The sequence below is a fragment of the Hydrogenophaga sp. OTU3427 genome, assembly GCF_038440225.1.
Taxonomy (GTDB): domain Bacteria; phylum Pseudomonadota; class Gammaproteobacteria; order Burkholderiales; family Burkholderiaceae_C; genus Hydrogenophaga.
Window position 1 is genome coordinate 30,418 of record NZ_JASATI010000030.1, and the last position, 15,740, is coordinate 46,157.

Here is a 15,740-nt window from a genome sequence, read left to right on the forward strand (position 1 = left end):
GCTCAATGGGACGTGATTCTGAGAACCCGTGCCACTTCGCGATGCGACGATTGATGCCAACTACTGGACATTTCGTGCACTCAGTCCAAGGGCCGCGCGGCCGCGTGGCGCGCCGCCAGGTAGCCGAACACCAGGCCAGGGCCGAGGGTGATGCCGGGCGCGGTGTAGACGCCGCCCATGATGGAGTGCATGTCGTTGCCCACCGCGTACAAACCGGCGATGGCCTGACCCTGGGCGTCGAGCACGCGGGCATCGCCGTCGGTGGCGAAGCCGGTGGCGGCGCCGATGTCGCCGGGGTAGAGGCGCACGGCGTAGAACGGCGCCTGCGCCAGCGGACCGAGGTTGGGGTTCTTGCCCGGCCAGTCGGCGTCCCCGATGTTGCGCTGGTAGGCGGTCACGCCGCGCTGGAAGTCGGGGTCGCCGCCGGCCTCGGCGTGGGCGTTGAAGCGGGCCACGGTCCGCTCCAGCGATCCCGCCGGCAGGCCCAGCCGCTGCGCCAGCTCGGCCAGGGTCTGCCCGCTGACCAGGTAGCCGTCGGCGAGGAATGGCGCCAGGCCCTTGCCGCCGGGGCGCACCATGCCCAGGCCGTATTTGCGCAAGGCATCGGCGTCGCACACCAGGTAGGCCGGGATGGACGGCCGCTGGCGGTGGGCCTCCAACATGGCCAGGCCGAACAGGTGGTAGGACGTGCTCTCGTTGACGAAACGCTCGCCAGCGTGGTTGACGGTGAGCATGCCGGGTTTGGCGCGGTCCATCACGAAATGCGGGAACACCGCCGTGCTGCCGTCGGCGCGCAGGCGCCGCGACACCGGCGCCCAGAAGGCATTGCTCAGCGCGCCTTCGCCGTAGCGCGCGCCGGCGTTGCGCGCCAGCGCATGGACCTCGCCGGTGTGGCCTGGCGCACCCGGGCACCAGCCGATGTCGGCACCGGGCAGCATGGCCTGGCGCAGGGCCGGATGGCGGTTGAAGCCGCCGCTGGCCAGCACCACGCCACGGGCCACGCGCAGGCTGCGGCGGACGCCGTTCTGCAGCAGGGTCAGGCCACGCACACCGGCGCCGGTGACGTCGAGGTCGGCCACCGAGGTCTTGAGCATCAGTGTCACGTTGGCGTGCCGCGACAGCGAATACAGCAGCCGCGCCACCAGCGCATTGCCCATCACCAGCCGCGTGCCACGCGGGTAACGCAGGCGGTCGGCCAGGTGGCGCAGCACGATCTTGACCGAGTGCCTGAGCGAGGCCAGCGAACGCCCCATGCCCAGCAGGTGGTTGATGTCGTTGCGGTCCACCATCATGCCGCCCAGCACGGTGAACTCGGGGATGGGCGGACGCACCAGCTTGAACAGATCGCCCAGCAGCCGCCCGTCGAAGGGCAGCGGCTCCAACGCGCGGCCGTTGAGCGTGGAGCCGCCCAGGTCGGAGATGTAGTCCGGGTGTTTGGCGTAGGGCCGGAACCTGAGTTCGGAGCGTTGCTCCACCAGCGCCACGGCTTCGGCGCCGTGGTCCAGGAAGGCCTGGCGCAGCGCCTTGGGCGTGCGCTCGCCGATGGCGTTGTCCAGGTAGCGCGCGGCGTCGGCCAGGGTGTCGCCCGGGTTGACGCTGGCGGCGTGGTGGGTACCCGGCACCCAGGTGGTGCCGGCCGACCAGGCGCTGGTGCCCCCCACGTGCCCGGTGCGCTCGACGATCAGCACCCGCTGGCCGGCCAGGGCCGCGAACAGGGCGGTGGACAGGCCGGCCGCGCCGGCGCCGATCACGGCCACATCGAAGGCCGCGTCAGCGGGAAGTTCGTTCAATGACTCGAAGACGTTCATATGCAGACCCTTGGTTTTCATTCGGGTGAACACCGCGGAGCTGGCTTTGCCAGGCCGCTGGTGTTGCCCCCTGGGGGGATGCGGCTACGCGCAGCGAGCCGGTGACGAGGGGGTCACAAGAAACGCCACCATCAGGTCGCGCACCCGGGCGAACATGTCGGCCCCGGTCATGCTGCTGCAACCCTGGGCGCGCGCTGCGGCCACCAGCGGCGACACCGCCGGCGAGGTGATCACGCAGCCGACGAACATGGACGGCCGCAGGCGCGTCACGTCGACCGGCAGCGGATCGCCGGCCTTCATGCCCATGGGCGTGGCGTTGATCACGATATCGAATCCGCTGGGATCGGCCGTGCCGTGACCCACCGGGCAGCGGCCCATGGCGGCCAGGCGCTCCACCAGGGCGGTGCGTCGGACGTCGTCGGCATCGAACAGGGCCAGCTCGCTCACGCCGGCCGTCAACAGCGCGTGGGCGATGGCCGAGCCGGCGCCGCCCGCGCCCACCAGCAAGGCCTTCTTGCCGGCTGGGTCGCAGCCTTTTTCCCGCATGGCCGTCACATAGCCCAGGCCGTCGAACATGTCGCCGTGCCAGCTGCCGTCGGGGTTGCGCCGCATGGTGTTGACGGTGCCCAGGAAGGCGGCGCGGTCGGAGGTGGTGGCGCAGAGCTCGAAACAGGCGAACTTGTGCGGCACCGTGACGATGATGCCGTCCACGTTCTGCGCCCGCGACACGCCCGCCGTCCACGCGGCCAGGTCCGCCGGCGCCACGTGGGCCGGCACGCAGACCGCGTTGTGACCGCCAGCCTGGAGGTCGGCGGTGACGCCGGCAGGCGATTTCACCTGGGCGATCGGGTCGCCCACGATGTAGTGAAGGCGCGTGGCACCGCTGAGTTCGAGGGTCATGGCTGAGGTCCTTTCAAACGATTGGCGGCGATATTACTCACAAATGGAATACTATTCAACTATTGAATTTTGTTCTGATTTTTAATACACTTCGGGCAAACCAGCCACACCCCGCCCCGTGAACACCCCCACCTCCCTCGTCCTGATCGGTGCCGGCGCCATCGGCCGCACCCACATCGATCGCATCGCCCGCGACCCCAGCCTGGCGCTGGCCGGCATCGCCGATCCGACGGACGCGGGCCGCCAACTGGCCGAACGCTTGGGCGTGCCCTGGTCGGCCGACCACCGCGGCCTGCTGGAGCGCGTCCGGCCTCAGGGCGCGGTGGTGGCCACCCCCAATGCCAGCCACGTGGGCGTGGCCAGCGACTGCCTGGAGCGTGGCGTGGCCGCCCTGGTGGAGAAGCCGGTGGCCGACACCGTCGCCGAGGCGCAGCTGCTGGTGGACGCCCAGGCCCGCACCCAGGTGCCGGTGCTGGTGGGCCACCACCGCCGCCACAACCCCATCAACCGCCGGGCCCGCCAGATCGTGGCCGAGGGCCGCCTGGGCCGTCTGGTCAGCGCCAACGTGATGGCCAGCTTCTACAAGCCCGAGACCTACTTCGAGGCCGCCTGGCGCCGCGAGCCTGGCGGTGGCCCGGTGCTGATCAACCTGATCCACGAGATCGACATGCTGCGCTTCCTGTGCGGCGAGATCGTGTCGGTGCAGGCGCTCAGCAGCAACGCGGTGCGCGGCTTCGCGGTGGAGGACACGGCCGCCGCCGTGCTGCGCTTCGAGAACGGCGCGCTGGGCACGGTGACGCTGTCCGACACCGCCGCCGCGCCCTGGTGCTGGGACTTCTGCGCCGGCGAACAGGACCAGTACCCACCGCAGAACGTCCAGTCGCACTTCATCGCCGGCACCCACGGGTCCTTGTCCCTGCCCGACCTGGCGCTGTGGCACTACCGAGGCGAACGCCACTGGCACGCCGAGATCACCCGCGAACAGGACAGCGTGCACCGGCAAGACCCCTACAGCGCCCAGCTGCGGCATTTCGCGGCCGTGATCCAGGGGCGCGAGGCGCCGCTGTGCAGCGCCACCGACGGCCAGCGCACCCTGCGGGCCACCCTGGCCGTGCTGGAGGCCGCGCGCAGCGGTGGCGCCATTTCATGTACCGTTCCGGCTTCTTGAAACAGAAGCGAAGCACACACCATGAACGGCGTACTCGAACGAACCCTGGGCATCCTCGAACTGCTGTCGCAGCACGGCGAAGGCATGGAACTGGCCGCCATCGCCGACCAGCTCAACATCCCGCGCAGCGCGGTGCACCGCCTGCTGGCCGACCTGGTGCGCCTGGGCTATGTGCGCCAGACCCGCGGCCACGGCGACTACCTGCTGACCACCAAGCTGGTCAGCATGGGCCTGTCCTACCTCAGCAACTCCGGCATCGTCGACATCGCCCAGCCGCTGCTCAACCGCCTGGCCGAGGTGTCGGGCGAGCTGGTGCGCCTGTCGGTGGTGGACGGCGAGCGCCTGACCTGGGTGGCACGTGCCCAGGGCGCGCGCCAGGGCCTGCGCTACGACCCCGACATGGGCAGCGACGCCCGCCTGTCGTGCTCGTCCTCGGGCTGGGCCTGGCTGTCGACCATGAACGACGACGATGGCCTGGCCCTGGTGGCCAAGCAGGGCATCGGCCAGCCGGCCGACTTCGGCCCCGCCGCGCCGACCACGCTGCAGGCCGTGCTGGCCGCGGTGCACGAGACCCGCGAGCGCGGCTACAGCATGACCACCGACACCTACAGCCTGGGCCTGTCGGCCATGTCGGCGCCGGTGCGATTTGCCGGTCAGCCGGCCATCGGCGTGCTCACCATCGCCGGCCCCACGGTGCGCTTCACCGCCGAGCGCATGGCCGCGCTCGCCCCCGAGCTGCTGTCGATCGCGCAACAGCTGGCCGCCGCCAGCGGCGCCTCGCCTTTCTTCACCCTCACGGCCGACACCGGCACGCCCTCGGGTGCCGCCGGCCGCAAGCCGATCTACGCCGTCTAGGCCCACCCCTTCATGCCCGCCGACCGATCCCCCTCCTCGACCCACTGCGACCTGTTGGTGATCGGCTCCGGCGCGGGCGGGCTGTCGGCCGCCGTGACCGCGGCCCACCTCGGGCTCAAGGTCATCGTCGCCGAAAAAGAAGCGCAGTACGGCGGCACCACCGCCTGGTCGGGCGGCTGGATGTGGATACCGCGCAACCCGCTGGCGGTCGAGGCCGGCATCCAGGAGCCGATCTCGGAACCCCTGGCCTACCTTCGGCACGAGCTGGGCGAGCGTTTCGACGAGGCCCGCGTGCGCGCCTTCCTCGAACAGGGCCCGCGCATGGTGGATTTTTTCCGCAGCCGCACCGCCCTGCGCTTCATCGACGGCAACGCCATCCCCGACTTCCATGGCCGCACGCCCCACGCCGGCACCGGCGGGCGCTCGGTCTGCGCCGCGCCCTTTGACGGCCGGCGCCTGGGCGCGCGCATCGCCGACCTCAAGCCGCCGCTGGCCGAAACCACGCTGTGGGGCATGGGCATCGCCTCGGGCGCGGAGCTGCGGCATTTCCTCCATGCGATGCGCTCGCCGGCCTCCTTCGGGTACGTGACCCGGCGCGTGCTGGCGCACTGGAAAGACCTGCTGCTGCACCGCCGGGGCCTGCGCCTGGTCAACGGCAACGCCCTGGTCGCGGGCCTGGCGGCCTCCTTGTTCGAGGCCGGCGGCGAGATCCGCGTCCAGCACACGGCGCGCCGCCTGCTCCAGGCCCAGGGCCAGGTGACGGGGGCGGTGCTGTCGACACCCCGCGGCGACATCGAGATCCACGCCACGCGCGGCGTGCTGCTGGCGGCCGGGGGGTTTCCGCACGACGCCGCGCGCAAGAAGGCCTTGCTGCCCCACGCGCCCAGTGGCACCGAACACTGGTCCGCAGCCGCCCGCGGCAACACCGGCGACGGCCTGCGCCTGGGCGAATCGGTGGGCGCCACCGTGGCCACCGACCTGGCGCAGGCGGCGGCCCTGGCACCGGTCTCGCTGGTGCCCCGCGCCGACGGCTCGGTAGCCCATTTCCCGCACCTGATCGAACGCGCCAAGCCCGGGCTGATCGCCGTCACGCGGGCCGGCCGGCGATTCACCAACGAGGCCGACTCGTACCACGACTTCATGCAAGGCCTGCTGGCCGCCACCCCGACCGGCGAGCCCGCGCAGGCCTGGCTGGTCTGCGACCACGCCTTCATCCGCCATTACGGCCTGGGGGCCGTCAAACCCGCGCCCATGCCGCTGGGCGGCATGCTGGCCAGCGGCTACCTGCAGCGCGGCGCCACCCTCGCGGCCCTGGCCCAGGCCTGTGGCATGCCCACCGGCGCGCTGGAAGCCACCGTGGCCCGCCACAACACGCAGGCGCAGCAGGGCCGCGACGACGACTTCGCCAAGGGCGAGACCCCCTACAACCGCATCCAGGGCGACAGCGCCAACCCCTGGCCCAACCCCTGCCTGGCGCCCATCGCGCGGGGCCCTTTTTATGCCGTGAAGGTGGTGCCCGGCAGCCTGGGCACCTTCGCCGGGCTGCGCGCCAACGAACACGCCCAGGTGCTGGACGCCCTGGGCCAGCCCATCGCCGGCCTGTACGCCGGTGGCAACGACATGAACAGCCTCATGGGCGGCCACTACCCCAGCGGCGGCATCACCCTGGGCCCCGCCATGACCTTTGGTTTCATCGCCGCGCACCACGCCGCCGGCACCCCGCTGTCGACCTGATTTTTCAAGGACCCCCCATGTACTACGAACTCGCCACGATGACCCTGCCCTTCGGCAGCGCCGCCGCCGCCGCCACCCACGTGCAGGCCTTCTGCACCGCGCCCGAGGCCCAGGGCGAACTGCTCGCCTGCTGGTTCACCGACATCGGCCAGCTCAACCAGATGATCGTGCTGCGCGGCTTCGCCGACCTGGCCACCCTGGCGGCCGAGCGGGCCCGCACCCAGCACAGCGCCAGCCCCTTCGGTTGCGGCGAGCTCTTCCAGTCGCTGGAACAGCACAGCTACCAGGGTTTCCCATGGATGAAGCCGGTGCGCCCCAGCGCCGAGAGCGGCATCAGCGGTCCGGTCTACGAGATCCGCACCTACGGCATCAAGCCCGGCGGCGTGCAGGCCACCATCGACTTGTGGGCGCAGTACGTTCCGCCGCGCGAGCGGCTCTCGCCCTGTGTGGTCGCCATGGTCGCGCTCGACGGCCCGCTGCGCTTCACCAACATCTGGGCCTACCCGACGCTGGACGCGCGCTCCAAGGCCCGCGCCGACGCGGTGGCCCAAGGCATCTGGCCACCCAAGGGCGGTCCGGCCCACCTGACCACGGACATGGTCTCGACCATCGCCCTGCCCACCGCCGTGTCGCCCTTGAAGTGAGCCGCCCATGTCGCGCATCTATTCGCTCGCCTATCTGAGCTCGCACCGCTGCACGCCGCCCGAGGCGGTGCGCGTGGCCGCCGCCAACGGCTACCAGCACGTGGGCCTGCGCCTGTGGCCCAACGCACCCGGCGCGCCGCAGCAGTTTCTGCTGGACCGGCCCCAGGTGCTCAGAGAGACCCAGGCCGCGCTGGCCGACACCGGCGTCGGCATCTTCGATGTGGAGATCATCCGCATCGGCGCCGATTTCAATCCCCACACCTGGGACGCGCTGTACGACGCCTGCGCCGCGCTGAAAGCCAAGGCCATCCTGGTGGCCGGCGACGACACCGACGAGGCGCGGCTGACGCAGAACTACGCGCGCCTGTGCGAGGTGATGGCGCCTTATGGCCTGAGCGCCGACCTGGAGTTCATGCCCTGGACCGCCGTGAAGGATGCGAACAGCGCGCTGCGCATCGTGCGCAACGCCGGCACGCCGGCCAACGCCGGCATCCTGGTGGACGCCCTGCACTTCGGCCGCTCCACCTCCACGCTGGACGACATCCGCGCCATCCCGCGCCAGCTGCTGCACTACGCGCAGATCTGCGACGCCGCCGCCGGCACCCACTTCAGCACCGAGCAGCTGATCCACACCGCCCGCTGCGAGCGCCTGCTGCCGGGCGACGGCAGCATCGATGTGCAAGGCCTGTTCGACGCCCTGCCCGCCGACCTGCCGATCAGCGTGGAGGTGGTGAATTTCGAACGCGAGAAGACCGCCACGCCCGGCGAATGGGCCGCGATCTGCCTGGCCGCGAGCGGGCCCTTTGTCGAGCCCCGCGCCTGAGAACACCACCATGCTGATCCCGTTCGAGCGCATTTCCAGGCTGCCTTTTTTCTTCGGTGCCCGCTGGTTCAGCAGTGCCTGAGCGATTTTTGCCATTCGCCCAACACACAACGCTCAACCCCCATCAAACAACCGAAAGCACCCCATGGATTTCGCACTCAACGACGAACAGAAAATGATGATCGACACCGTCCGTCGCTTCATCGCCGAAGAACTCAAACCGCTGGAAGACGGGCTGGAGAACACCGGCGCCCTGCCCGATGCGGACGCGCAACGCATCCACGCCAAATCGAAAGAACTGGGCCTGTACGCCCTCAACATGCCGGCCGAGCTGGGCGGTGGCGGCCTCTCCAACCTGGACCGCATCCTCTGCGAGGAGCAATTCGGCCACACCAGCGACTACCTGATCCGCCGCGCCTTCGGCAACGTCTACGAGCCGCTGCTGCATTGCAAGGGCGAACAGATCGAGCGCTGGCTCAAGCCCGCCGTCGAAGGCAAGCGCACCTGCGCCATCACCATCACCGAATCGGGCGCAGGCTCCGACGCCGCCGGCATCAAGACCCACGCCCGGCGCAACGCCCAGGGCCAGTGGGTGCTCAACGGCAGCAAGCACTTCATCAGCGATGGCGTGTGGAGCGATTTCTTCCTGGTCTCGGCCAAGACCGGCGAGAAGGAGATCAGCATGTTCATGGTCGACAAGGGCCTGAGCGGCTTCACCGTCGGCAAGGACCAGATGATGATGGGCATCCGCGGCACGCCCCACCTGGAGCTGTTCTTCGACAACGTGGTGCTTGAAGACGCCGCCCTGCTGGGCGAGCAGGGCCAGGGCTTCAAGCTGGCCATGGGCGCGCTCAACGTCGTGCGCCTGGCCCAGGTGGGGGCGCGTGCGGTGGGCAAGGCCACCCACGTGTGCGAGCTGATGCTGGACTACGCCCGCGAGCGCAAGCAGTTCGACACCCGCATCGGCGACTTCCAGATGGTGCAGCAGATGCTGGCCGACAGCGTGATCGAGATCAACGCCGCGCGCTGGATGGTCTACCAGGCCGCGTGGATGCTGGACCAGGGCCTGGACGCGCGCGAGCAGATCGCCATGGTCAAGGTGCACGCGGCCGAGACCCTGGGCCGCGTGGTCGACCGCGCGGTGCAGGTCTTCGGCGGCATGGGCTTCTGCAAGGAGCTGCCCATCGAGCGCTACTACCGCGACGCGCGCATCTACCGCATCTTCGATGGCACCAGCGAGATCCACCGCGGCGTCATCGCAAAGAGCGCGCTGAAAAAAGGCGCCCCGCTGTTCGACATCCACCGGTGAGCCCCATGAGCACCCGCAAATTCATGAGCGCCGCCGAAGCGGCGCAACTCATCCGCGACGGTGACACCGTGGGCCTGATGGGCGGCGGTGGCGGCCTGATGGAAGCCACCCACCTGTTCGAGGCGGTGCAGGCGCGTTTCCTGTCCACCCAGGCACCGCGCGGCCTGACGCTGATGCACGCGCTGGGCATCGGCGACAAGAAGACCAAGGGCATGAACTGCTTCGCGCACGAAGGCTTGGTGCGCAAGGTCATCGGCGGCCACTGGGTCTGGTCGCCGGCCATGCAGCAGCTGGCGCTGGCCAACAAGATCGAGGCCTACATCCTGCCCGGCGGCGTCAGCAGCCAGCTCATGCGCGAGATCGGCGCCGGCCGCCCGGGCCTGATTTCCCACGTGGGCCTGGGCACAGTGTGCGACCCGCGTTTCGGCGGCGGCCGCATGAACGACGCCGCCCGCGAGGACCTGGCCGAGGTGGTGGCCATCGACGGCCGCGAATGGCTGCGCTACAAGCCCTTCCCCATCCACGTGGCCATCGTGCGCGCCAGTGCGGCCGACGAGGACGGCAACATCAGCTTCGAGCACGAGGCCGCCAACCTCGACGCCCAGTCCCTGGCACTGGCCGCGCGCAACAGCGGCGGCACCGTCATCGTGCAGGTGGCCGAACGCCTGCCGCGTGGCGCGCTCAAGGCGCGCGAGGTGCGCATCCCGTCGGCCTGGGTCGACGCCATCGTGGTCGACCCTGGCCAGCGCACCAGCTACGACATCCCCTTCGACCCGGCCTTCAGCGGCGAGCTCACCGGCGCTGCGCGCCACGCCAGCGAGGCCGAAGACCATGCCCGCGAACTCGCCGCCTCGCAGGAGGCCTTCAGCGAGCGCCAGGCCGTGGCCAGGCGCGCCTACGAGGAGCTGTTCAACACCGGCAAGGCGCGCCCGGTCATCAACTACGGCGTGGGCGTGCCCGACGCCGTGGCCAAGCTGATCGCGGCCCGCAACGAGCAGCACCGCATCTACCAGACCATCGAACACGGCACCTACGGCGGCACGCTGATGGACGGCGTGCTGTTCGGCTACGCCCGCAACGCCACCGCCATGCTGGACGCGGCCACGCAGTTCGACTTCTACGGCGGCGGCGGCCTGGACATCGCCTTCCTGGGTTTTGGCGAGTTCGACGAAACGGGCAGCGTCAACGTCTCGCGCCTGGGCGGCGTGACCGTGGGCCCCGGCGGCTTCATCGACATCGCGCAGAACGCGAAGAAGGTGGTGTTCTGCGGCACGCTGGCGGCCAAGGGCGTGAAGCTGGCCACCGGCGACGGCCGGATGCGCGTGCTGCAGCAGGGCGCGGTGAAAAAACTGGTGAAGCAGGTCGACCAGATCACCTTCAGCGGACCACAGGGGCTGGTGCGCGGGCAGGAGGTGCTCTACCTCACCGAACGCGCCAACTTCCGCCTCACGCCCCAGGGCGTGGAGCTGTTCGAGATCGCGCCCGGCATCGATCTGCAGCGCGACGTGCTGGACCAGATGGACTTCGTGCCACGCATCGCAGCCAGCGTGGGCGTGATGGACAGCCGCCACTTCGTGGCCGCCACCCAGGAGGCGCCGGCAGCGGTCTGACACGGGCAGGCGGATGCGGTCAGCAACAAATGTGCAAAACGCACATTTGTTGCTATCATCCGCCCATGCTGCACACGCCCGACCAGTCCGCGCTGCTGGACACCTACCGCCTGCTGCTGCTGCCCCTGGCGCGGCTGGCGGTGTCGCGTGGTCTGCCCTATGCGCGGCTGGACGACATGCTGCGCTCGGCCATGGTGGACGCCGCCCGCGAATTGCAGAACAACGCAGGCAGCCATGGCGAAGTCAGCCGGGTGAGCGCGGCCACCGGTCTGAACCGACGCGAGGTCACCCGCCTGCTCCAGGCCGACGCCGCCCATGCCGCACCGCGCCGCTGGCCAGCCGGCGAGGTGTTCACGCGCTGGCTCAGCGACCCCCAGTACCGCCACAAGGGCCGTCCACGCACGCTGGCGCGCCAGGGCACTGCCCCCAGCTTCGAGAGCCTGGCCCAGTCGGTCACACGCGACATCCACCCACGCAGCCTGCTCGAGGAACTGACCCGCCTGGGTCTGGCACGCTGGGACGAGGCCAGCGACAGCATCGAACTGCAGCGCGACGCCGTGGTGCCCCGCAGCGACTTCGCGCGCATGTTGTCCTTCCTCGGCGACAACGTCGGCGACCACCTGAACGCCGCGGTGGACAACGTGCTGGGCGACGGTTCGGCCCACTTCGAACAAGCGGTCTATGCGGACGAACTGTCCGAAGACTCGATACAGAAACTGCGCTCGCTGATCGCCGCGCAGTGGAGCACGCTGTTCAACAACCTCGTCCCCGCGCTGGAAGCCCTGATCGCCGACGACAAGGCGGCCGGCCGCCCGCAGGACCAGCGCGCTCGCATCGGCTTCTATTCCTTCACACAGCCCATGGACCCCAGCGGTCCGGCGGACTGACGGCCCCTCACTCACCGGAGCTCCCATGCACACACACACACCCACCTTGCGCCGCTGGCGCCTCTGGTCGGCCAGCGCCCTGCTGGCTGGATCGGCCCTGTTGCTGAGCGCCTGCGGTGGCGGCGGCGCGGTCATCGGCGGCGTCGGCACGGGCGGCACGGGCGCCTTCTCCAGCGGCGCCATCAGCGGCTTCGGCTCCATCATCGTCAACGGCGTGCGCTACGACGACAGCGCCGCCTCGGTCTGCGACGACAGCGCCGCCGACGACAACCCCTGTGGCAAGACCAATGGCGCGCTCAAGCTGGGCATGGTGGTCGAGGTCGAGGGTTCGGACGTCGCGACCGACGCCAGCGGCCAGCAGACCTCGAACGCGCGCAGCATCGTCTTCCGCAGCGAGATCAAGGGCCCGGTCGCGGCCATCGACACCACCGCCGGCTCGTTCACCGTGCTGGGTCAGGCGGTCAAGGTCAGCGCCGGCACGGTGTTCGACACCAGCCTGAGCGCCGGTCTGGCCAGCCTGGCGACCGGTGACCTGGTCGAGGTCTATGGTTTTGTGGACGCCAACGGGGTCTACGCCGCCACCCGCATCGAGCGCGAAGACAGCGCCAGCGTCTACAAGATCCGCGGCAAGCTCAGCGCGCTCAACACCACAGCCAAGACCTTCCAGATCGGCGCGGCGTTGATCGACTACAGCGCGATCAACTTCAATTTCACGCTGGTCAACGGGCAGACCATCCGCGTGGAACTGTCGCCCACCCCCAACACCCTGGGCCAGTGGGTCGCCACCCGCCTGAGCAGCGCCACCGCCCTGGGCAGTGCCGCCAGCGCGGCGGCCACGGTCGAGGTCGAGGGACTGATCACCGCCTTCACCAGCGCAACCAGCTTCCAGGTCAACGGCGTGCCGGTGGACGCCTCGGCCGTGAGCGGCCTGCCGGCCGGCCTGGGCGTGGGCGTGCAGGTCGAGGTCAAGGGCAAGCTCAGCAGCGGTGTGCTGCTGGCATCCAAGGTCCAGTTGGAGGACGGCGACGATCGCGAGTTCGAGGTCAAGGGGTCGATCGCCGCCCTCAACACCAGCGCACAGACCTTCGAGATCCGTGGCGTGGCCATCGATTACAGCAGCGCCACCTTCAAGGACGGCACCGTCGCCAACCTGAGCGTGGATGTGCGGGTCGAGATCAAGGGCAGGCTCAACGCCACAGGCACCGTGGTGCTGGCGACCGAGGTCGAGTTCAAGGGCCTGGGCGACAGCGGCAGCAGCAGCTATGAGGTCAAGGGTGCGATCAGCAACCTCAACACCACCGCCAAGACGTTTGTGGTGCGCGGCGTGACCGTCGGCTACGCCACGGCCACCTTCGAGGACGGCGTGGAGGCCAACCTGGCCGACGGCGCCGTGGTCGAGGTCAAGGGCACGGTTGGCAATGGCGTGCTGGTGGCCACCGCCGTGGATTTCGAGGACGGCAGTGGCACCACCGCGGGCAGCGAATACGAAGTCAAGGGCAGCATCAGCAGCCTGGACACCGTGACGCGCCGCTTCGTGGTGGACGGCGTGACCGTGAGCTACGCGGCCGCCACCTTCCGCGATGGTGTCGAGAGCGGCCTGGCCGTGGGCGTGGTGGTCGAGGTCAAGGGCACGCGGGCGGCGGACGGGCTGGTGAGTGCCACCCGCGTGTCCTTCGAAGACTGAACGAGAGAGACAACCAGAAAAACGCGTTTTTCCAAGGCCTCAAAGCCCGGCTCCCCGCAAGGGGCGTCGGGCTTTTTTTTAGAACTTGTCCGACGCTGTGCTCTCCAGCACATAACGCGTCACGCGCGGTGGGGCTTCGGCCACGTGGAACCCGAGCTTGCGCTCGCGCAGGGCAACGTCGCCACCGGTCACGCGGTCGAAGCGGCGCAGGTGGTCGGTCCAGGACTCGTCGACCACCTGTTCGACAAAACGGCCCGGTTCGGTGATGTCGTGCAGCAGCTCCCAGGACAGCGCGCCCTGGCGCAGGCGGCTGCGCCGGCTTTCCTGCATCAGCGCGCGGAAATCGGCGGCGCGGGCCGGGTCGATCAGGTACTCGATGTGCACCAGCACCTGGCCGTGGGTGGGCGGCGCCTCGGCCACCGGGCGCTGGATCACGCGCGACGGTGTCATGTCCTCCTCGATGCCTCGGTCGGTGTCGTGCCGCTGCGCCAGCGCCATCAGCACCACGCTGGTGACGGACGCGATGCCCACGCTCAGGTGCACGTCGGTGAGGGTCGCCACCTGCCCCCACAACGCGGCCCCCAGCGCGCTGGCGCCCATGATGGCCATCTGGTACATGGACATGCCGCGCGCGCGGACCCAGTCGGGCAGCGACAACTGGGCCGACACCGAGAGCGAGTTCGCGGTCGTGATCCAGGCCATGCCGACGGCGAACATCGCGGGCACCGCCACATAGAGGTTGGGCGCCACAGCCATCACCAGCATGCCGATGGACTGCAGCGCCGTGCCGCCAAACACCAGGCGGTCGCGCGTGATGCCCTGGCGCAGGCGCGGCAGGGACAGCGCGGCCAGGATGGCCCCGGACCCCATGGTGGCCAGCAACACGGTGAAGGTGCCGGCGCCGCCGCCCTCCAGCCCGCGCGCCAGCAGCGGCAACAGGGCCATCACGGCGGTGGAGTGCAGGAAAAACAGCGAGACCTGCAGCAGCACCGCCCGCAACCGCGCCGACTGGCCGACGAACTGCACGCCCACGCGCATGGCGCTCCAGAGCTTCTCGCGGCCCAGGGGGTTGGGCACGTGGTCGCGTTTCCAGTGCCAGATGACCACCGCCGAGGCCAGCGACAGGCCGGCATTGAGCACGAACACCCAGGCGCTGCCGGCGCTCGCGATCAGGGCGCCGGCGACCAGCGGGCCGATGATGCGCGAGGCGTTCATGGACACGCCGTTGAGGGCCAGGGCCGCCGGCAGCTGCGCGCGCGGCACCAGTTCGGGCACGATGGCCGAGAACACCGGCCAGCGCATGGCCAGGCCGATGCCGTTGAAGAACACCAGCGCCAGCAGCAGGGGCGGGTTGACCAGGTCGAGCACGATGGCCGCGCACAGAAGCAAGGCGACACCGGCGATCCATATCTGGGTCATCAGGAAGTAGCGTCGCCGGTCCAGGATGTCGGCCAGCGCGCCGCTGGGCAGCCCGAGCAGGAAGACCGGCAAGGTGGCCGCCGTCTGCACCAGGGCCACCCAGATCGGCTTGGTGGTCAGCGAGGTCATGAGCCAGGCGGCCGCCACGTCGTTCATCCACATGCAGACGTTGGCCATCAACCAGGTGGTCCACAACATGCGGAACACCGGTCGGCGCAAGGGCGCCAGCGCCGACTTGTCGTTGTCGGCATCCAGGGAGGGGCGTTCGGGCGGATTCGAGTCGGGCATGGCCTATTGTCCACCGCCGGACAAACGGCGGCCGCTGGGGCAGCCGCGCCCGGGGATTGTCAAAACCGATCTATCATTCGGAACGATAACAACATGAGGGGACCCCCATGAAATTCCTGATTCCGGTGGATGGCTCCGTGCTGTCGCTGGAGGCGGTGCGCCATGTGCTGAAACTGGCACACGCCGGCCTGCAGACCGAGCTGCTGCTGGCCAATGTGCAGGAACCTGCCAGCCTCTATGAGATGGTGGTGGCACACGATCCGGACGTCATCGACGAGGTGAGCGAAGGCGCGGCCATGCACGTGCTGGCACCCGCCGTGTCGCTGGTGGAAACCGCGGGGGTGTCCTTCGAGGCGGTGGTGGCGCGGGGCGATCCGGGCCATGCCCTGATCGAGCTGATCGAACGCCACGCCTGCGACGCGGTGGTGATGGGCGCGCACGGCAAGGGCATGGTGCGCCAGGCGCTGCTGGGTTCGGTGACCATGGAGATGCTGCACGGCGCGCCGGTGCCGGTCACCCTGGTCAAGCCCAGCGAGGACACGGCGCTGGACAGCGATTTCGAAACCGAGGAATTGGCCGAGGACGGCCCCAACTGAAGGCCGCCCATCCAC

Annotated in this window: 13 protein-coding genes; 10 read left to right on the forward strand and 3 right to left on the reverse strand. The window is 69.6% G+C overall.

The features are described from left to right. Positions 1 to 80: 80 nt before the first annotated feature. Together AAHB17_RS16660 and AAHB17_RS16665 are read right to left on the reverse strand one after the other, a co-directional pair. Positions 81 to 1,829, reverse strand: coding sequence for an FAD-dependent oxidoreductase (locus AAHB17_RS16660; protein WP_446719613.1), 1,749 nt, complete (start codon positions 1,827 to 1,829; stop codon positions 81 to 83). A 63-nt stretch (positions 1,830 to 1,892) separates the two neighbouring features. After that, the gene (locus AAHB17_RS16665) at positions 1,893 to 2,708 is read right to left on the reverse strand and encodes a shikimate dehydrogenase family protein (protein ID WP_342131763.1); all 816 of its coding nucleotides are present in this window, start codon (positions 2,706 to 2,708) and stop codon (positions 1,893 to 1,895) included. 118 nt (positions 2,709 to 2,826) lie between these two features. Here AAHB17_RS16665 and AAHB17_RS16670 point away from each other — a divergent pair, with 118 nt between their 5' ends. The 9 genes from AAHB17_RS16670 to AAHB17_RS16710 all read left to right on the forward strand — a co-directional run bounded on the left by AAHB17_RS16670 (position 2,827) and on the right by AAHB17_RS16710 (position 13,422). Next, positions 2,827 to 3,876: a Gfo/Idh/MocA family protein gene (locus tag AAHB17_RS16670; RefSeq protein ID WP_342131764.1), complete on the forward strand. Its 1,050-nt coding sequence runs from the start codon at positions 2,827 to 2,829 to the stop codon at positions 3,874 to 3,876. Positions 3,877 to 3,897: 21 nt separating this feature from the next. Beyond that, entirely contained in the window at positions 3,898 to 4,731 is an 834-nt protein-coding gene (locus AAHB17_RS16675; RefSeq protein WP_342131765.1) for an IclR family transcriptional regulator, read from the forward strand. Between the two features lie 12 nt (positions 4,732 to 4,743). Beyond that, positions 4,744 to 6,465: an FAD-dependent oxidoreductase gene (locus tag AAHB17_RS16680; RefSeq protein WP_342131766.1), complete on the forward strand. Its 1,722-nt coding sequence runs from the start codon at positions 4,744 to 4,746 to the stop codon at positions 6,463 to 6,465. A gap of 17 nt (positions 6,466 to 6,482) precedes the next feature. Beyond that, on the forward strand, positions 6,483 to 7,109 hold the full coding sequence (locus tag AAHB17_RS16685; protein WP_342131767.1) for an NIPSNAP family protein: 627 nt from the start codon (positions 6,483 to 6,485) through the stop codon (positions 7,107 to 7,109). A gap of 7 nt (positions 7,110 to 7,116) precedes the next feature. After that, on the forward strand, positions 7,117 to 7,932 hold the full coding sequence (locus AAHB17_RS16690; protein WP_342131768.1) for a sugar phosphate isomerase/epimerase family protein: 816 nt from the start codon (positions 7,117 to 7,119) through the stop codon (positions 7,930 to 7,932). Between the two features lie 145 nt (positions 7,933 to 8,077). Then, positions 8,078 to 9,241: an acyl-CoA dehydrogenase family protein gene (locus AAHB17_RS16695; protein WP_342131769.1), complete on the forward strand. Its 1,164-nt coding sequence runs from the start codon at positions 8,078 to 8,080 to the stop codon at positions 9,239 to 9,241. A 5-nt stretch (positions 9,242 to 9,246) separates the two neighbouring features. Further along, positions 9,247 to 10,851: an acyl CoA:acetate/3-ketoacid CoA transferase gene (locus AAHB17_RS16700; protein ID WP_342131770.1), complete on the forward strand. Its 1,605-nt coding sequence runs from the start codon at positions 9,247 to 9,249 to the stop codon at positions 10,849 to 10,851. 65 nt (positions 10,852 to 10,916) lie between these two features. Beyond that, a complete protein-coding gene (locus AAHB17_RS16705; protein ID WP_342131771.1) occupies positions 10,917 to 11,738 on the forward strand; it encodes a DUF6502 family protein in 822 nt (273 codons plus the stop codon). Positions 11,739 to 11,763: 25 nt separating this feature from the next. Continuing rightward, entirely contained in the window at positions 11,764 to 13,422 is a 1,659-nt protein-coding gene (locus AAHB17_RS16710) for a DUF5666 domain-containing protein (RefSeq protein WP_342131772.1), read from the forward strand. Positions 13,423 to 13,500: 78 nt separating this feature from the next. Here AAHB17_RS16710 and AAHB17_RS16715 read toward each other — a convergent pair whose 3' ends face one another. Then, a complete protein-coding gene (locus AAHB17_RS16715; protein WP_342131773.1) occupies positions 13,501 to 15,129 on the reverse strand; it encodes an MFS transporter in 1,629 nt (542 codons plus the stop codon). A 107-nt stretch (positions 15,130 to 15,236) separates the two neighbouring features. Between AAHB17_RS16715 and AAHB17_RS16720 the strand changes: the two genes are divergently transcribed. Continuing rightward, positions 15,237 to 15,725, forward strand: a complete 489-nt coding sequence (locus AAHB17_RS16720; protein WP_342131774.1) for a universal stress protein — start codon at positions 15,237 to 15,239, stop codon at positions 15,723 to 15,725. Positions 15,726 to 15,740 lie beyond the last annotated feature (15 nt).